Raw genomic sequence first — 24,799 nt, 5'->3', positions numbered from 1 at the left:
CGAGGCGTTCTCCCCTCGCGGGCCGCAACGGGCTACCGTGAGAGCGCCCCGGCGCGGGGCGCGGACGGGAGGCTTGATGAACACCCACGCCGCACTGTCGCACCCGCTCGCCCCCACCCGGGCGATCGACCTCGGCGCCCTGATCCGCAGCCGCCGCAACGCGTGCACCCCGCGGATGACGCAGGCCCAATTGGGCGAACTGCTCGGCTACTCCGCCGCCTGGGTCAGCCGGGTGGAGAGCAACGAGCTGACCCCGCCGTGGGAGATCTTGATCCGCATCGCGCAGATCCTGGGCATCACCCCTGCCGAACTGGGCATCGCCTCTGCCGGAGGCGAGCGACCCGCACACGAGGAAACGACAAGGTCGTCCCTGGCGAACCTTTCGGCCACTAAGGTGGCTCCAGAACAGGCCCTGGTGGACCAGGAGGACGACCCGGTGCGACGCAGAACCTTTCTCGCGGGAGCGGCTGGCCTCGGCACCGCCCTGACGGCCACAACCACCCCCGCCGTCGCCGCACCGGATCCGGTCAGCCCCCTGGAAGAAGCCCTCTTTCAGCCAACCGCCGCACCCGCGATGTCACTCGACCGCCTCCGCGTCGCGCTCGCCGCCGCCCGCAGCGACTTCCGCGCCGCTCGGTACGCCACCCTCGGCCGCGAACTGCCCGAGCTGATCGCCGCCGCCGAAGCCACCCGGGACTCCCTCACCGGCACGGCCCGCGACACCGCACACACGATCATTGCCCGTGCCTACGTCCTGGCCTCCGAGCTCACCGTCAAGGCCCACTCCGAAGCCGCCTGGGTCACCGCCGACCGGGCGCTGCGTGCCGCCCGTGACAGCGGCCAGCCCGCCCCCATCGGCGAAGCCGCCCGGGTCCTGGCCATCGCCATGCGCCGCTCCGGCCGCGGCCGGGCGGCCGTCGACCTGCTCACCCGCACCGCCACCTCACTTGACGCCGAACACCGACGTCCCACCGCTCCCACGCTGACCGTACGGACCAGCCTGCTGCTCACCGCCGCCTACAGCGCCGCCGTGACCGGAGACCGCACCACCGCGCTCGCCCTGGCCGACGAAGCCGAACAGTCCACCAGTCGCCTGCCGGCCGACGCGGGCAACGGCCTGTTCACCGTGGACGCCACCCCCCAGCAGTGCGCCCTGTACCGCATCGGCATCCACAACGCCCTCGGCACCCCAGACGAAGGAATCGCCTACGCCCGATCCCTCGCCCCGGCCCGGCTGCCCACCCCGGAACGACGGGCCCGGTACTACACCGACACCGCCCGCATGTGGCACCAACTCGGCGACCCCCGCCGCACCTTCACCGCGCTGCGCGGCATCGAGCACAACGCTCCCGAAGAGGCCCGACGACCTGCGGTCCGAACTCTCACGGCTGAGCTGACCTACTCCTCCGTCAGCCTCCCCGGACTGAAGGAGTATGCCGAACGGACTGGCGTCCACCGATAAACGCCACCCACCGGATCATCTGGGACCGGTGAACTCGGCCGAGCCGTCCGTCGCCGCCTTCTGGCTAGGACGGCAACCCGAAGCCCACGCACCCTCGCTGCCCGGCGGTACGTCGGCTCCCGGGAAGGCGCCCAGACGGAAGACCTCGGCGGAGCCCTGACGAGGAACCACCCACACGGCGTACTTGCACGGGCGTCAGCCCGCCCGTCTGACACTGGAGCTCCAGCCCGGACACCCTTACAGCGGAGCGACCACAATGCCGTCAGCGTGTTCGGCTACCTCCGGCGGGACGTCACCGTTCAGGCACCGCTCGACGTATTCGGGTAGCTGGGTCCGCAGCCCTTGAAAGACATGTGGGAAATAGGGAGTGCCGAAATGACCTCGTGCTCCTGGGTATGAGGAGAAGACGGTTGCGGGAGTCGGATCTGCCACAGCCGGGCGCGTCATGGTCTCGTACTGTCCGGAGGCGATCTTCCCGACCACGTCGAAGATCAGTCGGGCGACCTTCGCGGCTCCGATCTGGTCGGTCGCAAGGAAGCGCCGAAGGTCGTGCTGGTTTCCATCGAAGCGGAGTGCCCTGTGGCTGAGGATGCTCTTACATGGATCCGGGTCGGTGAGGCGGATGAGCGGGATGGCCTGGTGGAAAGCATCGAGTGCATCGGTCTCAGGGAGGAAGGGCAGCTTCCTGGCTGGAGCGGTTGCACGAAGGGCCTCTGTTCGCACGTCCTGTTGCACCGCCAAGGCAGGAATGAGCGTTATGCCGGCGCCCTCCCGAAGGTGGCACGGAACGCCATCGTGCTGTGTGTAAGAACATCTCATATCGGCGCGGTAGGCCGGGTCGCCTGCGTAGAGCATGTAGCCGGCCGGGATGCTGAAGATGTCGGCGGCCCGGAAGAGGCGCTCCATCTGATCGCCCGTTTTGCGAGGGCTATCGGAACCGATCTTCCACTTGGCGCCGCGCTTCTTGAGGGCCTTCGCCTGAACCAGGCAACCGAAGCACAGGCCGCTGCGGTCGACCCACCACCAGATGTAATCGGCTCCGACGCGGCCTTCCTGCGTCCTGCTGAACTCCGTGTACCTGACCTCGGGAACAAGGGTCTTGCAGAACTCGGTCGTGATGTATTCCTCTTTCCACTGCTGCCCTTGAGCTGCGAGTTCACCCATCGCCTTCTCAGCAGCCGAGGTCGCCCGGACGAACGCGGAGTGCACCGGGGAGACATATCCGGGGTCGCTGTGGAGGCTCATGGGCATGCTCCATGGGAAGGGAATGGGAGCCTGACGGCCCGGCCGACAACACAGTGTCGAGCAGCCCATGATGCCGTGTCTCGCTGACAGTCCGCTGCCAACAGCTTCTTCCGTGAGCTTGGGGGGTTGTCAACGGCCATTTCGTTCTCCCCGTAGGCGGCCAGGAGTTCGCCCCGCTGGCGGCCATCGAGATGTCCCCGGTGGCGGCCAGATAATTCCCCGCCTTGGGGTCGGTCGGGTCAGCTGAAGGGCTTCACTCCCTGTCCGCTGGTGGCCTGGGTGAGCCGGTAGCTGTCACCCTGGGTGACGACGATGTGAGCGTGGTGCATGAGCCGGTCGACCGTCGCGGTGGCCAGAGTCTTGGGCATGATCTCGTCGAATCCGGAGGGGTGGAGGTTGCTGCTGACGGCGACCGAGCGTCGTTCGTAGGCGGCGTCGACCAGGCGGTAGAAGCCTTCGGCGGCGTCCGGCGAGACCGGCAGCAGGCCGATGTCGTCGACGATGATCAGATCCGAGCGGATGATCTTCGCGAGGGCTCGGGCGATCGAGTCGTCCGCGCGGTGCCGGCGGACCAGGACTCCCAGGTCCTCGATGGTGAACCAGGAGACGGTCAGCCCGGCCTCGATGGCGGTCTGGCCGAGGGCCTCGGTGAAGTGGCTCTTGCCCGTGCCCGAGGGCCCGCAGATGCAGAAGTTCTCCCGACGCCCGACCCATTCCAGGGACTTGAGGGCGTCCTGGGTGGGTCGCGGGATGGCGGACTTGGTCTCGTCCCAGTCGCCGAAGGTCTTGCCGGTGGGGAAACCGGCCCGCTTGCGGCGGGTGTGGAGGTTGGCCCGGTCGCGGCCGGCGGCTTCCTCGGCCAGCAGGACGCGGACGACCTCGGCCGGGTCCCAGCGTTGGGCCTTGGCGGTGGGAATCAGGTCGGCCAACACCCGCCGCAGGTGCGGGAGTTTGAGCCGCCGGGTCAGCTCGATGGCCTCGGCGAGCGGGTCGCCGTTGGTGCCGGGAACGGTGCGAAGTGGGGTGGCCATCAGGCGAGATCGCTTTCGTCGTGCTCGGAGACGTCGGAGGCGGGCTGGGTGGGCAGGCCGAAGGTGGACCAGGCGGAGGTGCCGGGCTGCAGGGAGTGTTCCTCGCTGCGGCGGACGGGTTCGGTGTGCTCGCGTGTGGCCTGGTAGTCGACGATGGACAGCAGGTCCTTGTCCGCGAAGCGTGCGGTGACCGCGGCGGTGCCCAGGGCCCGGTCGACCTCGGCCACCGAGTAGAGCTTGGACAGGGCGACGGCCTCGGCCATCTTCGCCTTGATGCGGCGGACCCCGGCCGCCCCTGCCTCGACCAGCCAGGACGCTGCCCCGGGACCGAGCGCGAGGAAGGCGGCTTCCTCTGCCGAAGTGGCCTTCGGGGTGCGGTCGTTGTCCTTGTTCTCCCGCGGTGGGTAGTGGGCGTCGTCCAGGACGGGGGTGCCCGGCTGGCCGCGGCGGTGGCGGGCGGCCTCGCGGGCCGAGCCGTCCTCGCCGACCGCGGTGACGATCAGCTCGTCGCCGTGGAACCGGGCCCAGACCCGGTTGTCGATCAGTTCGTGCGGAACGGAGTAACGGACTCCTTCGACCGAGATCGTGGACTCCCAGTTCACCCGCCGGGTGGTGCCGAACGCGGCGGTGAACGGCCGTCTGGGCAGCGGGTGCAGCTGCTGTCGTTCCTCGGCGAGCCGCTCGACCGGCTTGCGCCGAGTCGCCCGGTGGATGCGGGAGTTGACCTCATCGCAGAACGCCCGGCAGGCCGCCTCCAGCTCGCCGAAGGTCTTGTAGTGCTCGCGCAGGTTGACGTCCTTGGGCACCAGGTCGGCCTTCGCGATGCGGACCGTTGCCTCGGAACCGCCCTTCGTCTCCGGGTCGGCGGGCAGACACGTGCGTATGGTCGTGCCGTAGTGCCGGGCGACCTCCACGATCTCCGGGTTGCGGACCGCGATCCCGGCGACGTGATCGGTGGTGACCGTCTTCTCGTTGTCCGTCAGGACGTAGGCCGGCACTCCGCCGATCCGGCGGAACGTCGCGTCCAGACACGAGGTGACCGTCGGCAGCGTCTTGTCCCAGATCGGGATCACGATCCGGAACCGGGACCAGGCCAGCCAGGCGCACCACAGGATGGTCTTGCGGCCCTGGATGGTCGGCCCGTCGCCGAAGTCGTACTGGATCCACAGCCCCGGCTCGGTCACCCAGGGCCGATAGACCCGCCGCCGACCGGCCCTGAACTGGGCTTTCGCCTCGGCGACGGTGCGGCGGGTGGTGCGTTCCCCGCCGGTGAAGCCCATCGCGACGATTCTCTTGTGCACCACGTCCGCGCGGATCTTGCCCTGCGAACGGACCACCAGTTCCTCGATCTTCGGCAGATAGTCGTCGATCGCGCGGGCCCGGTGACGGCGCTGGTCCGGGTGCTGGCCGGCGGCCCGCATCTTCACATACCGGGCCACCGTGTGGTGGTCGACGCCGGTCAGCTCGGCTGCGGCGCGGTAACTGCCCGTGAGGTCGTACGCCTCAAGGATCTCCATGATCTCCCTGCTGTTCTTCACCCGCCCGAGCCTCGCCGAGCGGGATGCGTCCATAGCGAGCGGGGAGATATCTGGCCGTACGTGGGGAATCCCGTGGCCATCAGTGGGGCGGTAAGTGGCCGCCTATGGGGAGCTTGTCATGGCCGCCGTCAGGGGGTACGGGAGGAGCCCTCCGGGCCCCGGTGCGGATCCATCGCTCATGCCCCGGGGTATACCAGCCGCCACCGACAACGAGAGTACGGCCTGGGCTGGGGCAGGCAGGTGCCTGGTCCAGCCCAGGTACGTGATCACTAATGCTTCGACTGGCTGAGCGAGGCTGTTGCGCCTCGGTCGAAGGGCAGTCCTTCACGGGGAGCAGGTGCTTCGTCATCGAGAGGCGTACCGGACATGGCGCAGCGTCAGCGGAGTTGTGGCGGCGTCGGCTGGTGGCGCGAGGTCCGGCCGGGGTGGGTCAGGGCGTTGGGTGGTTCCAGGTGAAGACGAGCCGGGTATGCGGTTTGTCCAGGTGGTGGCCTGGGCGCAGTTCGTCGTTGGTACGGGTTGCGGGGTAGACGGTGAGGTGGGGACTGGTAGGGCGAGCGTGGCGGTCCCAGGCGGTGACGAAGCCGGTGAGGGTGTCGGCGAGCGTGTCGGCGTGGGGGCCGTAGGCGTGGATTCCGAACTCCCAGAGGCCACTGCCGGTGTGGTCGGCGGTGTCGGGAAGTTTGCGGGTCAGGAGGTGAGCGAGGGAGTCGTCGCGGACGAGGGTGGCGGCGTCCCAGCCCTTGGGGCGGGTCAGGAGGCCGGTGTCGAGGTCGGCGTCGACGGCGAGGCGGGCGAAGCCTTGGTCGAGATGGGTGGCCAGCCACAGGATGAGCATGTCGAAGGGCACCTGGCCGGGGATGGTGACGCCGGTCCAACGTTCGGTGCGGGGCAGGGCGAGAGCGGCTTCGAGGCGACTGGTGTCGGTGGGCGTGCCGTCGGCGAAGCGGACCGTGACCTCGCCGCCGCGCAGCCGAACAGTGTGGTCCGGGCGGTAGCCGGGGCCCTGGAAGGGAACGAAGCCGCACACCGTATAGCGATCCGCGACCAGCAGGTTGTCGCGTTTGGTGAAGGGGATGGACCAGGTGTAGCCGTGGATGCGCAGCGGGACGACGAGCCGGCCGCCCTCGGTGAGGCAGTCGGCCCAGGCGGGCGGAATGTCCCGGGCTTCGACGGTGACGATGAGGGCATCCACGCTGCCGGGCCGGGCGAGCGCGGCAGGGGCCTGTTCGCCGTCGCCGAGGTGGACGCGGACGTGGTGGTAGCCGGTGTCGTCGAGGAAGCGGCGCGTGCGGTCGGTGACGAAGGGATCGATGTCGATACTCGTCACGCTGCCGTGCGGGCCGACGAGATGCTGGGCGAGAGCCGCGTTGGGCCCGGAGCCGATCTCGATCACGGTGTCACCGGCGGCCAGGCGGGCGTCGCGCAGCATGACGGCCTGCAGCCAGGGGGCCGAGACGCTGCTGGTGGCCTGCCCACCGGGGGTGCGTTTGGTGACCGGCGCCTGCATGGGGTCGTAGGCGTCGTCCAGAGCGACGCCAGGAAGGAAGCGGTGGCGGGGCACCTGCCGGAACGCGGTCTCGATTGCACTGCCCACGTCCAGATAGCCGTCATCGATCAGCCGGTCGGCCATCGCCTGCCGCAACTCGGCTGCCTCGGCAGCCCGTTCGGCGGTCTCGGCGGTCTCGGTGGGGGTACTCGGGTAGCGGTGGACGGGCGGCAGGCCGGGCAGCAGTCCGGGCCAGACGGTGTCGATGACGTGCGCGCTCGGCGTGAACAGCGGCTGGGTGAGGTCGGGCAGGTCGGCAGGCTCGTGCCATTCCCAGCGGCTGATCAAGTCCGGTTCGGTGACGGCCGGTTCGCCGCGGAAGGCGGTGACACGGACGGCGGCCGTCAGCCGGGGGATGCCGTGGACGGAGTCCATCAGCAGGGCCAGCAGCCGCGCCTCCGCAGGTTCGGCGGTCAGCCCGGTCTCCTCCTCCAGCTCCCGCACCGCCGCGGCGACGAAGTCTTCGTCGGCGTCGTTCTTCCCGCCAGGCAATTCCCAGACCGCCTGGTGGGCCGACCAGCCGAGCAGGATCCGCCCCCTCGGGTCGGTGACGACGACGCCGGCCCCGGTCAGGGCGTGCGGGGTGGGTCGCCCCTTGCCGGCGCACCGGACCGGAACCGAGAGGGGGTCGCGAAGGACGATGAACGCGAGCCCGTCGGCGTCGTAGCGGTCGGCGGTCTTCCAGCCTGCACACAGCAGGCCGATCTCATCGTCGTCGAGCGCGATGTCGCGCTTGCCCTCGGGCACGTCGGCGGGGACGGGCGTGATGACGCACAGGGTGCCGCCGGGGCGCAGGCGTTCGCGCAGCCGGTTCATCATGCGGGTGCGGTCCCGGATGAACGCCCAGCCCAGACGGCAGACGATCAGGTCGTATGCGGGGTGAGGTAGTTCGTCGCGGCCGTCGTGCTCGATGTCGCACAGCAGGTAGGTGACCGGCGTATCAGGCGTTGTGTCTGCTTGGGCGCGGGTGAGGGCGGCGGGGGCGTAGTCGATAGCGTCGACCGTGTAGCCGCTGTCGGCGAGGTGGCGGGCCAGTTCCCCCAGTCCGCAACCGACGTCCAGGGCGAGAGCGCCGTCCGCGGCCGGGGCGTGCTGAGCGAGCAGCTGGCGCTCGGCGCCACCGAGCTGGCGGAACGCATTGCCGTCGGCGTAGTGCGCGTTCCACTCGTCGGGCGTGGTGTAGGCCACCAGGAAGGCTCCCTTGCTTGGTAGAGGGGTGGATTCAGAGGAAGGTGTGGGTGCGCAGGGCGCGAAAAGTGCGCAGGCCGCGCTCCAGGAGTTCGGGGTCGTGGTGGGTGTGGCCGTAGGCGATGCCGCTGACGGCGTCGAGGGCGGCCTCGCACCGCAGCCGCTCCTGCTCATCGCTGGTCAGGGGGCGTCCGTAGCCGGTGAAGAACGCCGTAATCAGGTCCGCGCGGCCCAGCCAGGTGTCGGACAGCCGGACGAAGTCGCGGACCGCGGGCCCAAGTTCACTGCGCTCGAAGTCGATCAGCCCGGCCCGCAGGCTGCCGTCGCCGGCGGGTTCTAGGAGGATGTTGCGAGGCTGGAGGTCGCCGAGGGTGGGCACCCACGGAGCGGGCGGCAGGGCGTCGCGGCGCGCGGCGAGGGCGAGGGCCAAATCCTCGTCACCGGCGGCCAGCAGCGGGCGGGCGGTATCCAGGTGGCGCTGGAGTTTGCCCGGCCCGGGCGGCGGGGCCGGGCTGGCGGGGGCCGCCTGGTGGTAGCGGGCGGCGAGTTCCCCGACCTGCCGGTGGACGTCCCGCTCTACCTCGGCGGACAGCGTCTGGCCGTGCAAGGGGCGACCGGCCAATTCGGTGAGCACCACCGTGCGGTGTGCGCCGTCGGTGGCGACCAGGCGCGGTGCCCGCGCACCGAGCGCGGGCACCCAGTGGCGCAGCGCGGCCACCTCCCGCCCGTGGAACCGATCGTTCTGGTGCCGCTTGACGTACCAGGTGCCGCCGCGCGCCCCGGTGGCCCGCCAGACCTGGCTCTCCTCGCGGGGCCAGGAGGCGTCCGTCCAGTGCGCGATCCGGCCGACCGCCTCCTCGGCGAAGACCCGCACCGCCTCCTCCGGAAGCGCAGCATCGCCCGGTGCGAGGGCGTTGGGGATCAGCTGCAGCCGGTCGACGGCGGGATCGTAGGCGATGGGGTCGCCGGGCTGCTGGAAGTGGATGGCCAGGCAGGCGCCAGCGCGGTAGGCGTCCAGCCCGGCCCGGCAGTAGGCCACCATCGGCTCCGGCAGCGCCTCCCATCCGAACCAGTCCATCCCGTCACACAACGCCGGTTCGGTGATCTCCGGCTCGCCCTGCCAGAGCCCGACGACGAGGAACATCCCGATGCGGGCACGGCCCGCGGGGGCACGGTGATGGACGGTGACGCCCGCCCGCACGTTAGCCCGCTCGGTCCGGACGCCTGTTTCTTCCAGCAGTTCGCGCCAGCCGCCGTCGATGACGTCCTCGTGCGGGCCGTCGAGATGCCCGGACGGCAGATGCCACATCCCGCTCGCATACACCTCACCGGCCCGCCGGGACAACAACACCTGCTGCCCCTCAGTCCCTTCGCGCAGCAGGATCAGGTGCGCGTCGACCGGAACCTGGTAGCGCCCTGCGGCGCTCTGCCCGCTCACCTCGCGTCTCCGGGACGGCGCGCGAGCAGCACCGTGAAGTCCACCTGCTCGGTCACCTGCCCGCCGTCGGCGTACGTCTCCAGCAGCCGCGCGGCCTCGGTCTCGAAGGCGGCGTGCCGTTCGCCGAACAGCTCGGGGCGGGTGCCCGAGCGGGTGCGCAAGTAGCCGATCACCTCCCGCGGCGTCCAGGCCCGGGGGAAGCGGAACAGGTGCCGGCTGACGTCACCAAAAGCGGAGCCAGCCAGCTCGTCCTCGTACCGCAGGCCCTGCCCGGAGCGGAGCGAGGGTCGCCGGGGGCGATGGCCGGGGCCGAGATAGGACTGGATCAAGTCCCGTAGCGCACCGGTCCACTCGGATCGGTGGACGAGCACAGGGCCGTCGTCAAGGAGAGCGATCACGGTGTGCGGGGCGGCGATGCGCTCGGCCATCGCCAGCACGGCGGCGCGGTCCATCCGGTGGAAGGCCCGAGCGCAGGTGATCAAGTCGGCTTGGTAGCCCACGGGTTGGTGGGGGCCATAGTGCTCGGCGGGTGTTTCGTGGCAGGCCAGGGCGCACTCGCCCATCAGGGGGTGCAGGGTCAGGGCCGCTTCGCGGAGCATGGCCCAGCTGGGGTCGACCAGATCCACCTGCCGGGTGCGGGGCAGCGCGGGCAGGACCGCCGCGGCGACCTGCCCAGTGCCCGCGCCGAGGTCCAGCAGCGTCACCGCGGGCACGCCCGTCATGGCGTCGGCCAGCAGCCAGGCCACCTCATCCGGTACCCCGGGCCGGAAGCGGGCGTACGCCCGCGCCATCGGCCCGGACAGCGCCTGGTGCTTCACCGGATCCGCGGTGATGCGGGAGGGGGCGCGATGGTTCACCGCAGGTCCCCGTTCTCGAAGGGGCGGTCGTCGTTGAGGGGCCAGGACAGCCGGGTGCGGCCGGAGCCCGCGACCGCCCACTGCGTGCCGTCGGGATCGAACTCGATCCGGTACTCGCTGGGCTCGCCGGCCGCCCGCCACCGGGTGGCGATCTCCTCGATCTCCTGCCAGATCCCGCGCGGCCCGAACTCCGTGACCGTGCACTTCACGCCGTCCCGCGTCACCCGCACCCAGGAGTCGTCCTGCGGAGCACCGATGGCCACCTCCTCGGCGCCGAAGTTGCGCACCAGGCCCGGCCGCAGATGGCCGAGCGCCAGCCAGAACCCCCGTGCCGCGTCGGGTGGCGGCGGCCTCAGCCTCGACACCGTCACACCGGCTTGCGCGGCCATCCGCGTACGGAAGGCCGCATCCAGGAACGGGCGGTCCCAGCCCCACCCGGCGCGGTGCCCGAACTCCACCGCCCGAAGTACGCCCTGGGCACGACCCTGCGGGTTCGTAGTGACCATGGCCAGCCCGGGCCAGGATGGCGAGCTGCTGCCGACCGTGACCAGCAGCCGGCCCTCGGGTGCGAGCTGCTCCACCAGCGCCGGCGGCACCCTGGGGACGGCGAAGGAGACGAACTCCCGGTCATAGGGCGCCCGGTCGGGCCAGCCTGCCTCGCCGTCCCCCGCCACCACGGCAGGCGCGAACCCCAGCTGGGCGAGGCGGATTTCGGCGGCAGCGGTGAGCTGAGCGTCGCGGTCAATCGTGGTCACGCCCGCGTCCCCGCACACGTGGCAGGCCACGGCCGCGGTCACGCCCGCGCCGGTCCCCACATCCAGCACCCGCTGCCCGCCCCGCAGATCCAGCTCCTGCAACAGCACGCTGGTCATGCCCATCACGCTGGACATGGACGTCATCGCCCCGCCCGACCGCCTGCCGCGCCCCCGCCCCCGCAGGGGTTCGCCGTCGTGCTGGATGGAGACGCTGTCCCCGCTGTGCAGCACGCGCAGCAGCTCCTCCCGGTCATCCGGCACCGACCAGTCCAGCAGTTCCCAGCACGGCGGGGTCTCATCCGGGGCGCTGCGCCTCACGTACGCCTGCGGCATCAGCGCCTGCCGGGGCAGCGTCAGCAGTGCGTCGGATACCGGGCCGGGGGCGAGGTCTCCATGCTTGATCAGGCGGGCGACCATCGCCTGGCGAGCAGCCGCTGCGCCGGCATCGTCCACGGCTGTACAGGTGAGGGGTGGGGAGGGTTCGGACACGGTGGTGATCTCCCTGAAGAGACAGGATGAGGGGCATACAGGTCAGGCTCAGCCGAGTTCGGTGCAGGGGCACACGCTCCGGATGCTGTCGACGGCCGAGGGCCGCGCCCCGGTGGCCGGGGCGCGGCAGCGGTGCGCTCAGCGGTCGTTGGACAAAGCCAGGAGCTCGGCGAACACGCCTCCTCCCGCAGCGAGTTGGCCGTAGGTGCCTTGCTCGCAGATGCGGCCGTGCTCCAGGACAAGAACCCGGTCGGCGATCTTCGTGTTGATCAGCTGGTGGGTCACGACGATCGTGATGCAGGCACCGGCGAGCGCCTTGATCTGTTCGAGGATCATGTGCTCGCCGCGGGCGTCCATCTCCGAGGTCGGCTCGTCCAGGATCAGCAGACCCGCCTTGCGGTACAGGGCGCGGGCGCAGGCCAGGCGCTGCCATTGCCCGCCCGACAGCTCGCTGCCGCCCCACAACTCCCGGGCCAGCAGGGTGTCCAGGCCGGCCGGTAGCGCCTCGATGGCTTCGCGCAGGCCGACTGCGTCCAGGGCTTGCCACACCAGGTCGTCTCCTGTTTCGCGGGGTTGGCCGAGGGTGACGTTGTCGCGGACGGACAGCGGCCATTGCGCGAAGTTCTGCGGCACCAGCCCGGACAGGACCCCCAGGCTGTCGGGTGCGAGACGGGTGACGTCCTGGCCGTTCCAGCAGACCGTGCCCTTGTCGACCAGGAAGATTCCGGCGAGCAGCCGGGCGAGGGTGGACTTTCCTGACCCGTTTTCGCCGACCAGGGCGAGGATCTCGCCCTGGCGCACCGTCAGCGACACCCCGTCCACGGCCGCTTCCTCCTTGCCCGGGTAGCGGTAGACGGCTTCCTCGATCCGGATCTCCGTCACCGGCCGCTTGATGGTCACCTCGCCTCGTTTGGGGGCGCGTTCGGCGGCGTAGTCAAGGAAGGAGTCCATGTCGGCGAGGTAGAGCGAGGTGTGGAACATGGCCGCCCCGTAGATGACCAGCTGGGAGAGCGCGGCGAGCGTGGTTTGCACGGCGACGACCGCGGTCCCGGCGATCGCCGGCTCGATCCGCCCGCTGCTCACCAGCCAGGCCAACGCGGCCCAAGTGGCCGCCAGGAAGAGCCCGCCGATCGCCGAGCTGATCAGGACGATCTTCAGCATCCTGGGCGCGGCGGCCAGGGTGCGAGCGTCGATCCGGTCGGAGATCGACCGATACCAGAAGTTCAGGTAGCCGGTCATCGTGTTGCCGCGGATCTCGTCGGTGAACTTCGCGCTGGCGGCCCAGCCGCGCAGGTTCTGCCGTACGTTGCGGTCGCCCACGTTCGCGTAGTGCGTTTCGTAGGTGACGCGCGCGTGCAGCACCGCTCCGACGCCCGCGGGCACTACGGCGAGCAGCAGCAGGGGCAACAGCAGCGGGTGCAGCACCGTCAGCACCCCACTCGCGGTGACCATACGGACCACCGCCGCGGTGAGCCGGGTGGCGTCCTGCACCATGACGTGACTGCGCACCACCCCCATCTCCGCGGCTTCCTGCCGGTCCGCGCAGCCGTCCTCGGCGCGGGCAGCGGCCTCGATCCGGCACACCGCCTCCACCAGGGTGCTGTCCGCCTCCGTGGTCAGCAGCGGGGTGATCCGACCGTCCGCATAGGACGACAGCGCGGTCGCCGCCCGCCCGGCCATCGCGGCCATGGCGATGACCAGCAGGGCGGGCAGCGCCTGGTGGATGCGAATGGGCACCGGCCCGTCGGCGAAAACCGCGCGCATCGCGTTGGCGGTGGCCGTCAGCTGGACGGCGGCCCCGACGCCGATGGCCAACTGGCAGCCGGCCAGCAGCAGCACAGCCCGGCGGTCGATGGCCCACGCCATCCGCGCGGTCCGCGACAGCACCGACGGCAGGCGGCGGACCATGGCCGCGAACGCGGCCTCTTCCAATGGGTTCTTGCTGTACTTGCCGCCATAGCGCAGCTCGGCGGGCGGCGGGGGCGGCACCCGGCCAGCCCCCACCGCACCAGCGGCCGTTCCCGGCCGGGGCTCGGCGCTCACCGGGTCCCTCCTCGTGTCGGACCCGGGCGGGAAACAGTCGGCCCGTCGGTGAGGATCAGCGGCGGATTCAGACATCACACGCTCACCTCGTTCCTCAGCCGGCCGAGGAGAGCCCGGGCGCTGTCGGCAGCCGTACGGTCGCCCAGGGCGCGTCCTTGGGCCAGCGAGCGCACGACGTGTAGAGCCATCAGGCAGTGCAGGGCGAGCCGTTCCTCCGGGGCGAGAGTGCGGCCGTAGCTGTTGAAGAACGGCGTGCGCAGGCGCGGCCAGGTGCTCCAGTACCCGCAGGCCAGGCCAGCGAAGTCCAGGACGACCGGGGCGAAGCGCGCGGATGCGAAGCCGTGCACGGCCAGCTGCGACCTGCCGCTGCACACGAGAGCCGAGGCGAGATCTCCCCCGTGGACGAAGCCGAGGGGCAGGTGGTCGATGACGCGCAGACGGTCAGCGAGATCCATGACGAACTTCTTCTCGTCCGCAGCCAAGCAGTCGCCGACCGCATCGAGGTGATCAGCCGCCTGGTCGGCGAGATGGGACAGTGCCGAGGACGCTGCCTGGTGCGCGGCACCGCTTGGCCGTCCGGCCTGGTGCAACTGCGCGATGAGGGATCCGGCCCGCCAGTGGACCTCCCGCAGCGCGCCCTCCGTCAGCCGCAGTTGAGACAGTGGCGTGCCAGGCAGTGCGGTCACGAGCAGTGCCAGGTGGCGGGGCGAGGTGGCCAGTAGGCGCGGCGCCCTCCCCGGGCCCAGGGCGGGCACGGCGTGCCGGTAGGCGAACGTCTCCGACGTGAACCCGTCGGGCGTTCGGGCGATCTTGATATCGAAGCGAGCGCTGTCACAGGCGCGGACCACGTGCCACAGACCGGTGGAGGACGCCTGGGGCGAGGCGTTGCGTACGGAAGCGAGCGCACCGAGCGTGTTCTCGGCCCAGGCCCGCAGGGGCGCCGGCAGCAGGTGCGGGTCGGTCATGCCCCCCACCTCGGTGTCGGGCGTGAGCTGTCCCCGATGGACATCAGGGCCACACCGCGATCGGCCGTCACACCGGGGCGCCTGGTCGCCTGGACAGGCCCGGGACACGCGGGGAGAGGACAGGCAAGGGCGGGGGTGGGGATCATGGTTCCTCCTGCGGTTCGCGGTCCGAAAGGTTCGATGGGCACGCCCGGGCCCGGCGAGGACGGCCGGTACCGGTACGGGCCAGCAACGGCGCGGCCATGAGGCCGGGTTGGGGATGACTGATGATGACCGGGACAACGAGCCAGCCACCGCTTTCGAACACGCGTGTTTGAGTCGCGTCCTTGCCGTGCAATTCCGGGGCACGTAGGTCGCGCACCCCCGTGTTACGGGACGGGCGAGGGCGTTGGCCGTGGCCGAATCGCCGCGTACCAATGCCCCCGCGGTCCACGAGACGGGGGACGCATCGTGGGACTCGGGCGGCGCCGACGGTCGTCACGGCAGCATGCTGCGCGTGCGGTTCCGGTTGATGATCGCGCAGGACGTCCTTGTCGGAGCACACCGCGACGACCCGGCCCAGTCCGGCGTGACCGAGGACATCCCGCCATTCCCGGAGCGTCTGCGTGATCAGTTCTAGGAAGGGCACGACGATCAGGACACGGTTGACCGCTGACCGTTCGGCCAGAGCGCCGACCGTGGCCGCCGCGGTTCGTGTTTTCCCGGTGCCGCACGCCATGACCAAGGCGTCAACGGCCTCTTGCTGGTGAGGCCACAGAGGGGGCCCAGGCATAGTCAGCAACGCTTTCTCTGAAACGGACGATGTTCAGGGGGGACACCGGCGGGGCTACGGCTGGCCGGGCAGCCGGTCCACGGCCGCACATACGGCATCGGCGAGGTGCAGGGGTGCTTCAGCGGCGTCCAGCCGGATCGCGTGCCACAGGTCATCAAGGGCGGCCAGGAGGGCGAAGTCGCCGAGCAGGAGTTGCTCCAGTTCGTCCATGGGCCGGCCGTAGCCTCGGGTGAAGGATTCATGCAGAGCGGGCCGGTCGGTCCACAGCAGCGACGGCCGGGCGAAATCGACCACGGCGGCCATCATTTGCGAGCGAGCGAACCCAGTCAGGGCCAGGGAACGTGTGGGACGCTGCCATCGCCAGGCGCCGAATCCGAAGGAGCCGTGGCAGAAGCCGTCCGGCAGCTTCGGCAGTGCCTCCCGCAGGACGGCCAGGCGGCGCCGGATGACCGAACGGCGTACGGCCAGCAGTGGGGAGTCGATCCGGTCCAGCACACGGTCGATGTAGTCGATGTACCGCAAGGTGTTCGCGGCGGCCTGAGCCTGCCGGTCGCCAGCCCCGAGCGTGCTCTCGTGAAGGGTGCGCAGCAGCTGCCCGGCCTGCTCGTGGACGGATTCCCTCAGGTGCAGGCCCCTGTCGGGAGTGTCGTCCACGCGTTCGCCGCGTGGCTCCCGCGTCAGCAGCGCCCGCAGTCTGGGGTCGAACCCGACCAGGCGTGGCGCAAGTCCGGCGTCAAGCCGGTTGATGGCGTGCCGGTGTGCGGACACCTCGCGCTGGAGGTCGCCGTGAGTCCGGGGAATCCGCAGCTCGATGATCCCTTCCGGCGAGGACATCCGCCAAGAGCGGGCACCGGAAACGTCGTTGGGCAGCACCCATGCCGGGTGGTGCCCTATGTAATTGCTGACCCAGGTGGTCAACTCCGGCGGGATCGGCTCCGCGTCCTTCTGTGTGCTTCGGTCTGATTCGGTCGGGTCGGGTACCCGGACAGCCGGGCTGCTGGCGGGGCTTCGGCGTGCGGATTCCGACGACGGCTGCGGAGGCGTGGTGGGCAGGAGGATGCCGGTGCCCGTAGCGGTCATGAGGAACGGAGGCAGCCCGGACAACGGTCTGGAGGGAAAGCGCGGAGAGACGGCGTGGCAGGTCACCGCCTCCACCAGCACGGCGTGAGCGGCGAGTTGGCACCGATTATCCGCGCGGAACGCGAAGGCCAGCCGCGCAATGGCGGTGAGCACTGGGTCGACATCACACTGGAGCCGGGCCGCGATACGCGATCCACTCAACCCGGCCACGATCAGATTGAGGACCTCCTGATCGTCCTCGTCCACATGGGGCTGTGCGATGGGCGCGCCGGGCAGGTGGTTGCGAGTGACCAGACCGTACACGGTGCCGAGGGCGGCGAGGTGCTCGCTGTTGTCCGCCGCGAGCACGTGGCACAGTCGCCGCCTGCGCGTGTCGATCTTGGTCGTGCTGCTGAAGGTGACGTCGGCGATGTCGATGCGCCGCCGCCCTGCCGCGATCAGACGCAGGATGCTCAGGTCCTCGTCTTCCAGGAGAACCGGCGCCCCGGCGGGCGGCGCCGCGGGCGCGGCATGGGCCGGATCGGCAGGCGGGTCGTTGAGGTGTTCGCAGGCTAGGGGCATGAGTTTCGCTGTCGGGGGCTCTCGGTGCGGTCAGTCGGCACGTGGGGTGAAGGGGGAGGCCAGCTCCGCCCGCGACGGGGGCGCGGGCGGACCTGGCGGTTCTGGGGCCGGACGACTCCGGCGGAGTGACGGATCAGGCGGTGAGAGCGAAACGGGCACGGTAGGGATCGACGACCGTGTCGAGGTCGTACGTCACGACCACCGTGTGGTGATCGCTCAAGCCCGTCATGTCGACGACCTCGACGTGCACCACGGCGGGCAACAGCCAGTTGGTGGTGCAGGCGCGGTCCACGCGGTGGGCGGGGCCCGTACACGGTGATTGCTGGAAATGCCTGTGTCTCCCGTCGGGATTCCCGGTAACTCCGAACGGTGGCGCCCGCCCCACCGCTGTTAGCGGGAGCTGGGCCACCCCGGTGCCCCAGATCCGCTCGGCGCCGAGAGTGTGGGGGTGAGGCCGATGCGTGGGGACGGTTGCTCGGGGCGGCACAACATTGGCCGAAGGTTCTGATCGCCGCCATACGGCAGTGCGATCGTTCAGCGGTCGTTCGATGGACGCACTGTCCGAGGGATCCCGGCAAACCGCCCCTTTCCGTCGCGGTGTGGGTGCCCTGGGATCGGCCGGCTGCGGGAAACGACGCTTGAACGATTCAACAGTGACGGTGCGACGAAGGCGATAAATCGTCACGGTGAAGAGGTGTGCTCACCTGGGACATCAGCCAGAAGGCGCACAGCCCGTTTGGGGCCGATCCTCCGGGGCGCGGGAGCGCCGGAGGAGGGAAGCCGGAGTGGCTTGTCGGCTCTGCGTCGGTGCGTACGTCGTGGTGCGCACGGGGCGGGGCCGTCGTCGTATGTGAGGGAGGACGCTGGTGTTCGGCGGAGGCATCACTGAGCGCCACGAGCAACTGAAGGCTGAGGTCCGGGAGTTCGCCGAGACCGAAGTGGCGCCTCGCATAGCGCACATGGAGGCAACGGGCGCTGTGGAGCATGGCCTTGCCTGGGAGATCGCCCGACGGGGGTGGATCGGCGTCACGATCGATTCCGCTGCATACGGCGGGATGGGCGCTGGCCATCTGGCGAAGGTGGTCCTGATCGAGGAACTGGCGCGGGTGTGCGGGGCGATTGGCGCTGCGGCTCAGGCGTCCCAGCTCCCTGTTGCTATGATCGTCAACTTCGGCAGTGAAGATCAGAAGCAGCGCTGGCTTCCGCCCATCTCGGCCGGCGAGGTCATGCCCACCATCGACGTCACCGAGGAAACCTCGGGCAGCCAGATCGGCGGCATGCAGGGCCGAGCCCGTCGGCAGCGGGGCGGCTGGGTACTGACCGCGGTCAAGACACATGTGGGCAACAGCCACATCGCCAACCTGCACTGCGTGGTGGTCCGTACCGCCGACTCAGGCCCGGGAAGCCTGTCCGCGTTCCTCGTGGAGAGCGATCGTGACGGTGTGTCGGTGCACCCGCCGGTGCCCGCGATGGCGCTGAGGGGGTTCTCCTTCGGCTCGGTTGTCTTCGAGGACGTATGGGTGCCGGAGGAGAACCTGCTCGGCTCCGTGGGCGACGGCCGGGATGTCGCCGACTCCGCGAGTGTCCTGAACGGACGGGCCAACCTGGGAGCGGTCTCCCTGGGCATCCACCGGGCCACCGTGGAGACAACGCTGGCGTTCGCAGCCGACCGCCAGCGCTACGGCAAGCCGCTCAGCGAACTGGGCTCCGTCGAGCAGCGGTTGGGCCAGATGGTGTCGAACTTGATGACCGCCCAGTCCTTGTTGTACAGCGCTGCCGACATGCTGGACCGAGGGGCCCGGGGTGACGGGCAGCTGATGAACGCCAAACTCGTCAACTACGAGCTGGGGACGGCCTCGGCGAAGTTGGGCCTGGAGGTGCACGCCGCGTGCGGCCTGTTCACCGACCGCCCCATCGAACGGTACTTCCGGGACGCGCACGCGATCTTCGCCCCGGCCGGCACCTCGGATGTACAGCGCCTCAGGCTGGCGAGGTTCGCGCTGGGCACCGCACAGCAGCCAGAGTGGTCGCAGCTGTTTGCCGCTCCCACACAGGCTGTAGGAGCGGCGGTGGCCGGCTGAGTCAGAGCAGCTCGTGGACGCGGCGGTTGAGGAGGAGCTGTGCCTGCTCGGCGCGCTCCTTGATGTAGGTGAGCATCTGGGCGCCTTCGTTCTTGGACCGGGGCTGCGTGCCGATGACGCAGACCGTCCCGATCGGAAGGTTGGGATCCTCAGGGTCGAAGAGCGGGGCTCCCATGTACGTGCGGATGCCGAACTCGTTGGCGACCTCGTTGGTGCGGAACCTCGGAGAGAGGCAGACGTCGTACAGGGGCAGGGCCTTGCCGCGGTCGACGACCTCGGGGCACCAGCCGTGCTCCAGGGACATCACCCGGGACATGGTGACGGCGCCGTCGACGCGGGCGCTCGATGGCAACCACAGGCCGGCGAAGTACTGCCGGTCTCCCAGGAAGTTGACCATGGCCATGGCTTCCTCGGTACCCGATTCACGGGCCAGGGCGGAGGCGAACAGGTCGAATTCCGGAACCGGCTCGTTGAACAGGCCGAGCTTGTGGACACGGGCGATCCGGGCCGGGGTCTGTGCACGTAGGTGGGCCAGCTGGTAGGTGCCGGATGTGGCGTCAAACACGAGTGCTCCTGGAGAGGGAGGGCAGCGGGCTGGAGGGTCTGTTGCGGGTCGCGAGGGCGAGCGCGTGCTGAACGAGGACGATCAAGGCTTGGCGCCCCTGGGCAGATTCGCGGGCGTCGCACAGCACCACGGGGGTGCCGGGCGGCAGGTCGAGCGCGGTGTGGACTTCTTCGGGTTCGTAGCGGTCTGCGCCGTCGAAGTGGTTGACGGCAACCACGAGGGGGAGCCCGATGCTGAGGAAGTACTCGACAGCGGGATAGCACTCCTCGAAGCGGCGGGTGTCGACTAGCACGATGGCTCCGACCGCTCCCTCGGCCAGGTCGGGCCACATGAACCAGAAGCGTTCTTGACCGGGCGTGCCGAACAGCAGCAGCGCCATCCGCTGGAGGGTGAGTGTGATCTTGCCGAAGTCCAGGGCCACGGTGGTGGTGGTCTTAGCCTCCACGCCGTGCACGCTGTCGGTACGGACGCTGGCCTGGGTGAGGGTCTCCTCGGTCGTCAGCGGCACGATCTCGCTGACCGCGCCGACGAGGGTGGTCTTGCCCGCTCCGAACCCTCCCGCGATGAGGATCTTCCACAGCGCCAGAGGCGCGTCAGATTCCTCTGAGTCCTTCAAGGATCCTCCCCAATACGACGGGATCGGCGGCATCTGCGGTCTCATCGGGCATAGCTGGGATGAGGACCCCCTGGTCGAGAAGGTCGGAGACCACGATCTTCACGACGTGTACGGGCTGCTTGAGCCACGCGGACAGTTCCACCACCGAGCACGCCTCGGGGTGGCAGAGGAGGAACACGGCTTCCTCCACCAGCCCCTGAGGCGGATTAGGCGCCGGACTGCGGGCTTTCACCTGGCTGACGAGATCCAGTTCGTGCGTTGGCTCGGTGCGGCCCTGAGTGATCGCGTAGGGGCGCAGGGCAGCGATGCCGGCGTCGATGAAAGGCCGCTGATCGGGGGCCGTCATCATCCGGTCGCGGAAATGCGCGGCGCGGTCGCAAGAGCCGGGCCGATACTCTGACCGAGCATCTTCATCTCGTACCCGACCAGGCCCAGGTCCGCGTCATGGGAGGCCAGCACGGTCAGCAGCGTTCCCGATGCAGGACGGGTGATGAAGATGAGCCCGCCGTCGACTTCGGCGATGATCTGCCGGGTGGAGCCGGCGCCACCGAGGAACGAGCGGTCGGCGCCATTGGCCAGCGAGAACATGCCGCTGGAGACCGCGCTGGCCTGGTCGGCATCGTCATTGCTGTCAATCCCGTACACGTGCATGCGGATTCCGTCGGTCGAGGAGACGACCGCGGCCTGCGTATGCGCGACCCGTTCGACGAAGCCGCGCAGCAGCCCTTCGAGGATTTCGTTCGTGGTATTAGCGCTCATCAGGACATCTCCTCGTCAGTGGGGGCAGAAGTGGCAGAGGAAGCAGGCAGCGGGACGGCGCGCTCGGAGGGCTCGGCGGCGGGAGCGCGGAACCCTCGGGCGAAGCCGGCCGCGAGCTGCGGATTGTGCGTGGCATGCGGCTGCCGGATTTCCTGGTCCTGCTGGAGCTGGGGAGCCACGTGGCTGCCAGTCCTCTTGGGCAAGGGCTTCCTGCCCGGGGTCGGGACGACAGCGTGGGCGGACGTCTGAGTGACGGCCACCTGGCGGCCGAGTGGCGCCGAGACCTCCGCCGTGCATGCTGCCGGGTGTTCGCTGTCGGCAGCCGCTGGCTGCGGGCGATCGGGCACGGCGCGAAGCACGGGCGGCGGCCCAGCCACGGCCTGCTGCAACCCTCCTGCGAGCAGGACACGCCCTGGCACCGGGGCCGCTCCAGGAGAGAGCGCCGCCCCCTGTGAAGCGCCGGTGACTTCCCTCTGCTGGGGGATGGACGCCGGATGGGGAGCGAGCAGCGCATGCGGAATCACCACGGCCGCCTGGGTACTGCCGTACCTGTTGCGGAGCAGCTCGACTCTGATCCTGTGGCGCTGGGCAAGGCGGGCGACGACGAACAGGCCACTGCGGCCGTCCTGGATCAGATGCTCAGCTATGTCGAACTGGTCAGGGTCCCGCAGTAGTTCGTTCAACCGGCGGCGTACGGCAAGCTCCATCGGCAGACCGCGGTCGTCTACTTCGATCAGCAGCCCGTCCGGGACGTACTCGGCTCGGACAAAGACCTCCTGCTCGGAGAACCTGGTGGCGTTCTCCAGCAACTCGGCCAGCAGATGGGTGACGTCCTCGACAACAAAGCCGTGAAGGAGAGCGCTGGGTGCTTCGGTGATCTGGACCCGGGTGAAGAGCTGGATTTCCTGGATCCCGTAACGCAGAACGGCCTTGACGGAAACCGGCTCGCTGATGCGCTTTGACCTGTCACCGCCGAGCACCAGCATGCTCCCTGCGGACCGTACGATCTGCGTGATCTGATGATCGACGCCGTAGAGCTCGGTGAGCCGGTCGGAATCTTCCTCGTCCCGAAGGACCGTCTCCAGCCGGCTGACGGCTGATTCACAGTAGGACTGGAGCCGGCGGGCGAAGTTCACGAACACCGCCAAGTGCTGCTGTTGCACCGCCTGAGCGACCGAGGTCACTGCGACCTCGTGATACGCGTCTACGGCCCGGACGAGCTCCGCGAAGGTGTGGGTGCCTTCCACTGGGCCGGGCTCCGGCGGCTGCGCAGAACGATCGCCTCGGCGCACGGCATCCGCATACTCCTGGAGGGCCAGGCTGCCCGCCTGCACGCGCCGGCGCAGGAACGCGAGCCATTCCCCGAACAGCTGGTCCTCTTTCTCTACCGACCAGGCGATCGATAGAACGTGCCGGTAGGCGATCACGAGGATGCCGACCCCGGCGGCTGCCGCGCCAGTCACCAGCAACGCCGCGTTTTGAACGGAGAGCTTCGCGGCCGAACCGTAGAACGCTGCGGCGGCCAGGAGCACGAGCTCGGATACCGCCGGCACCATCACGGCCCGTACGAGCCGTAGCCGGATGCCGTATTCGTCCGCAGCCTTGTCGCGTGCGGCGTGCCGTGCGCCTTGACGGCCGGCACCCGCCGGAGCGGGTGGGGAGAGTTCAGACATCGATGTCCTTGGAAAGACGGGTGGGCGGGCCCCTGCCTCGTCACCGCATGCCGCATCAGCCTGGCGCGACACCCGGATCGGTGACGCAGTACATGCCATCAACTGCTCGGAGCCGGGTGCAGAGCCACTGCTGACAGAGGGGAACCCGTTGGGAGAGCCGTCTGCCGTGTCCAGCGGACCTGCGCGAGGTCTGGATTCCCCCGGTGACGCACGGCAGGGCCGCCGTACCGTTCCCGAGGGCTGACCACGCCAACACCTCTGGTCCCAACCGGAAATCTGTTGCCAGCGGTAACAGGAGCACCGCACAGCCTGGTCGATGGATCTGATCGTTGCCAGAGCAACTTGAATCGTTCGGAGGTCGTTTCCCGCTACACGCTCGCCCGTCGGCTTATCCGATCCGGGCATTGGGTATCAGGTGAGATCGCCCGCTGGTCGCACGGCAGGGGAACGACGCCGATTCGATGCGGGCGGCCGTCACCCAGCCCCCGGAGCGACGACGTCCCGATCGGCTTTCGTCCTGTTGCTGTGTCGTCCGCGGCGCGGTCCCCCGACGGATGGCCTTGCCCCTATCTGGACGCGGCAGAATCACTGAGAAAGGAAAGAGCGCGCTCGATGCCGCAGGTCTGGATCAGATGGCTTCGTAGTTGCAGCAGGCCGCCGACGCCGTACGCACTCACTTCCTGGCATCGCATGACCAGCCAATCCCAGTCGCACTCCAGGTAGTTGGCCGCTTGACGCAGTCTCTCGTACGGAGTGCGCGCAGAGGCGATGCTGTGGGACCGTGCGTGATCAACGGCGTGAGCAAAGGAGTCGATCTCACTCTTGCTGGTCCTGCTGTCGACATGCCAGACGGCGTCCGAGCTAAGCCAGTCGGCGATAACGGCGAGCCGCTGCGGCGAGATTATGAATTCTGCAGTGTCGGAGTATGCCTGCTCCTTGTGTATGTGCACCGTCAGGCCGTAAGACTCCATCAGGGCGATCGTGAGCAGCAGCAAAATCCGTTCGTACCCCTCGCTGTCCTTAACGGCGGATTCGGGGATGCCGAGGACGCAGCCCGCCGTGCCTTCGGCGCCGGCCGAGCACTCCTGCATCAGCTGCAGTACCTGGTGCCGTTCGGTGAACAACAACCAGCCCGCGGCCTGTCCGCCATATTGGGCCCTCGACCACAGCAGAGGGGCGGCGTCGGCGGGGCTCAGGTGGCGCCGCAGGTATGACGCGCATGCATGCGATCCGAGCCAGGCCGCTCCGACCTCCGTGAGGTCGGGATAGGCGGCACGAGCAGCCGCAGACCGCGGTTGGTCGAGATGGGCTGCCAGACGCTGTTGCTCGATGTGGAGCGCTTGGTCGTCCGCCAGGAGGCTGTCATCCACGTTCAACGCCGCCCAGAGCAAGGCGTAGACGAGCTCATCGAGCCGGTATGCGCTGGGAATCGGCAGCCTGTTGACCGGCATCAGCAGTTGACGTCGAGCGTAGGCCGCATCCATGACATACAGGTCATCCGCCCCGCGTGCGCCCAACGCCGCGATGAGTAGAGCCCTGCGACGAGCGCGGGTGAAATATCTGAGGTGTTCCCGGTCCTCATGCCCGATCACCACGGTGTCGCCTCGTGGCTCTGCCTCATACATCTGGACCGCGACGGATGTCCCGTCCAGTATTCGCAGCCCGTCGAGGTGCCACACCCCGCCCGTGCCGGGCAGCGGCCCATTGACGGACAGGTGCGAACTGTCGAAGCGGACGTCGAAACGGTGCACGGCTGCCAGCGACGCATCGTGGGGAACTCGGGCAAGGACTACTTTCCGCATCGGAGCTGGGCCCAAGAGTTCCTGCACGCTATGACCGAGCCAGAATTCGAGCACCGTGGCCGTGTCGCCGCGGGGCTCCTGTTCTCCGACCAGCCAGCGTTTGAAGGTGGTCTTCGTGATGTGCATGGTGGCCAGGCGTGGATTGCGATAGTGGGCCGCAGCCCGGGCGCCGGCGTCCTTCAGCTGTAGCTGGAACACCTCGAAACGTAGCCACTGGCGCTTTTCCAGCACGGCGTACAGCAGTGTTGGGCGCGTCAGTGTAGGCATGGCTTTCTTTCCCCTGTCTGGTCGGTTTACATATCGAGGTTTAAACAGCTATCTGCAAGGGGT

The 24,799-nt window shown here is 69.3% G+C and carries 20 protein-coding genes; 2 read left to right on the top strand and 18 right to left on the bottom strand.

What is annotated here, in order from left to right; all coding sequences use genetic code 11:
• The first annotated feature begins 76 nt into the window (after positions 1-76).
• The gene (locus IO36_RS14870) at positions 77-1,462 is read left to right on the top strand and encodes a helix-turn-helix domain-containing protein (protein ID WP_078943206.1); all 1,386 of its coding nucleotides are present in this window, start codon (positions 77-79) and stop codon (positions 1,460-1,462) included.
• A 237-nt stretch (positions 1,463-1,699) separates the two neighbouring features.
• Here the strand turns inward: IO36_RS14870 and IO36_RS14865 are convergent, their stop codons facing one another.
• From IO36_RS14865 to IO36_RS47405, 12 genes are all read right to left on the bottom strand, one after another.
• Complete coding sequence (locus IO36_RS14865; RefSeq protein WP_037620125.1) at positions 1,700-2,707, bottom strand: hypothetical protein; 1,008 nt, start codon at positions 2,705-2,707, stop codon at positions 1,700-1,702.
• 239 nt (positions 2,708-2,946) lie between these two features.
• Positions 2,947-3,738 (bottom strand): IS21-like element helper ATPase IstB, encoded by a 792-nt coding sequence (istB, locus tag IO36_RS14860; protein WP_037620124.1) that lies wholly within the window; start codon positions 3,736-3,738, stop codon positions 2,947-2,949.
• On the bottom strand, positions 3,738-5,276 hold the full coding sequence (gene istA, locus IO36_RS14855; RefSeq protein WP_037620123.1) for an IS21 family transposase: 1,539 nt from the start codon (positions 5,274-5,276) through the stop codon (positions 3,738-3,740). The genes istB and istA overlap by 1 nt, the downstream gene beginning before the upstream one ends.
• Positions 5,277-5,706: 430 nt before the next feature.
• On the bottom strand, positions 5,707-8,013 hold the full coding sequence (gene fxlM, locus IO36_RS14850) for a methyltransferase, FxLD system (protein ID WP_037620121.1): 2,307 nt from the start codon (positions 8,011-8,013) through the stop codon (positions 5,707-5,709).
• Positions 8,014-8,047: 34 nt separating this feature from the next.
• On the bottom strand, positions 8,048-9,451 hold the full coding sequence (locus IO36_RS14845; protein ID WP_037620118.1) for a phosphotransferase: 1,404 nt from the start codon (positions 9,449-9,451) through the stop codon (positions 8,048-8,050).
• On the bottom strand, positions 9,448-10,308 hold the full coding sequence (locus IO36_RS14840) for a class I SAM-dependent methyltransferase (protein ID WP_245173288.1): 861 nt from the start codon (positions 10,306-10,308) through the stop codon (positions 9,448-9,450). The genes IO36_RS14845 and IO36_RS14840 overlap by 4 nt, the downstream gene beginning before the upstream one ends.
• Positions 10,305-11,552, bottom strand: a complete 1,248-nt coding sequence (locus tag IO36_RS14835) for a protein-L-isoaspartate O-methyltransferase family protein (RefSeq protein ID WP_245173287.1) — start codon at positions 11,550-11,552, stop codon at positions 10,305-10,307. Before IO36_RS14835 ends, IO36_RS14840 begins: the two co-directional genes overlap by 4 nt.
• 138 nt (positions 11,553-11,690) lie before the next feature.
• The gene (locus tag IO36_RS14830; RefSeq protein ID WP_245173286.1) at positions 11,691-13,595 is read right to left on the bottom strand and encodes an ATP-binding cassette domain-containing protein; all 1,905 of its coding nucleotides are present in this window, start codon (positions 13,593-13,595) and stop codon (positions 11,691-11,693) included.
• Between the two features lie 74 nt (positions 13,596-13,669).
• Positions 13,670-14,560 carry a phosphotransferase gene (locus tag IO36_RS14825; RefSeq protein WP_051900490.1) on the bottom strand — a complete coding sequence of 297 codons (891 nt, stop codon included), beginning with the start codon at positions 14,558-14,560 and terminating at the stop codon, positions 13,670-13,672.
• A gap of 142 nt (positions 14,561-14,702) precedes the next feature.
• A complete protein-coding gene (locus IO36_RS49165) occupies positions 14,703-15,278 on the bottom strand; it encodes a DEAD/DEAH box helicase family protein (RefSeq protein ID WP_342455118.1) in 576 nt (191 codons plus the stop codon).
• Positions 15,279-15,386: 108 nt separating this feature from the next.
• On the bottom strand, positions 15,387-16,973 hold the full coding sequence (locus IO36_RS14815; RefSeq protein ID WP_037620113.1) for an aminoglycoside phosphotransferase family protein: 1,587 nt from the start codon (positions 16,971-16,973) through the stop codon (positions 15,387-15,389).
• Between the two features lie 133 nt (positions 16,974-17,106).
• Positions 17,107-17,265, bottom strand: a complete 159-nt coding sequence (locus tag IO36_RS47405; RefSeq protein WP_167347398.1) for a hypothetical protein — start codon at positions 17,263-17,265, stop codon at positions 17,107-17,109.
• A 574-nt stretch (positions 17,266-17,839) separates the two neighbouring features.
• On the opposite strand from IO36_RS47405, the gene IO36_RS14810 reads away from it, so the two are divergent.
• Positions 17,840-19,054: an acyl-CoA dehydrogenase family protein gene (locus IO36_RS14810; RefSeq protein ID WP_051900486.1), complete on the top strand. Its 1,215-nt coding sequence runs from the start codon at positions 17,840-17,842 to the stop codon at positions 19,052-19,054.
• Position 19,055: 1 nt separating this feature from the next.
• On the opposite strand, the gene IO36_RS14805 is transcribed toward IO36_RS14810, so the two are convergent.
• The 6 genes from IO36_RS14805 to IO36_RS14780 form a co-directional block, all read right to left on the bottom strand.
• The gene (locus IO36_RS14805; protein ID WP_037620107.1) at positions 19,056-19,619 is read right to left on the bottom strand and encodes a GAF domain-containing protein; all 564 of its coding nucleotides are present in this window, start codon (positions 19,617-19,619) and stop codon (positions 19,056-19,058) included.
• The gene (locus tag IO36_RS14800; protein WP_078943202.1) at positions 19,612-20,268 is read right to left on the bottom strand and encodes a GTP-binding protein; all 657 of its coding nucleotides are present in this window, start codon (positions 20,266-20,268) and stop codon (positions 19,612-19,614) included. Before IO36_RS14800 ends, IO36_RS14805 begins: the two co-directional genes overlap by 8 nt.
• On the bottom strand, positions 20,213-20,584 hold the full coding sequence (locus IO36_RS14795) for a DUF742 domain-containing protein (RefSeq protein WP_078943201.1): 372 nt from the start codon (positions 20,582-20,584) through the stop codon (positions 20,213-20,215). The genes IO36_RS14800 and IO36_RS14795 overlap by 56 nt, the downstream gene beginning before the upstream one ends.
• Complete coding sequence (locus IO36_RS14790) at positions 20,581-20,994, bottom strand: roadblock/LC7 domain-containing protein (RefSeq protein ID WP_037620103.1); 414 nt, start codon at positions 20,992-20,994, stop codon at positions 20,581-20,583. The genes IO36_RS14795 and IO36_RS14790 overlap by 4 nt, the downstream gene beginning before the upstream one ends.
• Positions 20,994-22,667, bottom strand: a complete 1,674-nt coding sequence (locus tag IO36_RS14785; RefSeq protein WP_158997351.1) for a histidine kinase — start codon at positions 22,665-22,667, stop codon at positions 20,994-20,996. The genes IO36_RS14790 and IO36_RS14785 overlap by 1 nt, the downstream gene beginning before the upstream one ends.
• A gap of 566 nt (positions 22,668-23,233) precedes the next feature.
• On the bottom strand, positions 23,234-24,736 hold the full coding sequence (locus IO36_RS14780) for a hypothetical protein (protein ID WP_051900482.1): 1,503 nt from the start codon (positions 24,734-24,736) through the stop codon (positions 23,234-23,236).
• Positions 24,737-24,799 lie beyond the last annotated feature (63 nt).

The organism is Streptomyces aureus, assembly GCF_000725495.1.
Classification (GTDB): domain Bacteria; phylum Actinomycetota; class Actinomycetes; order Streptomycetales; family Streptomycetaceae; genus Streptomyces; species Streptomyces aureus_B.
Note: the sequence above shows the minus strand (reverse complement) of the source record. Positions and strands in the feature narration are given on the sequence as shown.

Excerpts from the sequence above, each read along its gene's own strand:
- IO36_RS14870 (WP_078943206.1), top strand. The coding sequence starts at position 77 with ATGAACACCCACGCCGCACTGTCGCACCCGCTCGCCCCCACCCGGGCG.
- IO36_RS14865 (WP_037620125.1), bottom strand. The coding sequence starts at position 2,707 with ATGAGCCTCCACAGCGACCCCGGATATGTCTCCCCGGTGCACTCCGCG.
- istB (WP_037620124.1), bottom strand. The coding sequence starts at position 3,738 with ATGGCCACCCCACTTCGCACCGTTCCCGGCACCAACGGCGACCCGCTC.
- IO36_RS14825 (WP_051900490.1), bottom strand. The coding sequence starts at position 14,560 with ATGACCGACCCGCACCTGCTGCCGGCGCCCCTGCGGGCCTGGGCCGAG.
- IO36_RS49165 (WP_342455118.1), bottom strand. The coding sequence starts at position 15,278 with ATGGCGTGCGGCACCGGGAAAACACGAACCGCGGCGGCCACGGTCGGC.
- IO36_RS14815 (WP_037620113.1), bottom strand. The coding sequence starts at position 16,973 with ATGCCCCTAGCCTGCGAACACCTCAACGACCCGCCTGCCGATCCGGCC.
- IO36_RS14800 (WP_078943202.1), bottom strand. The coding sequence starts at position 20,268 with ATGCCGCCGATCCCGTCGTATTGGGGAGGATCCTTGAAGGACTCAGAG.
- IO36_RS14795 (WP_078943201.1), bottom strand. The coding sequence starts at position 20,584 with ATGATGACGGCCCCCGATCAGCGGCCTTTCATCGACGCCGGCATCGCT.
- IO36_RS14790 (WP_037620103.1), bottom strand. The coding sequence starts at position 20,994 with ATGAGCGCTAATACCACGAACGAAATCCTCGAAGGGCTGCTGCGCGGC.
- IO36_RS14785 (WP_158997351.1), bottom strand. The coding sequence starts at position 22,667 with ATGTCTGAACTCTCCCCACCCGCTCCGGCGGGTGCCGGCCGTCAAGGC.
- IO36_RS14780 (WP_051900482.1), bottom strand. The coding sequence starts at position 24,736 with ATGCCTACACTGACGCGCCCAACACTGCTGTACGCCGTGCTGGAAAAG.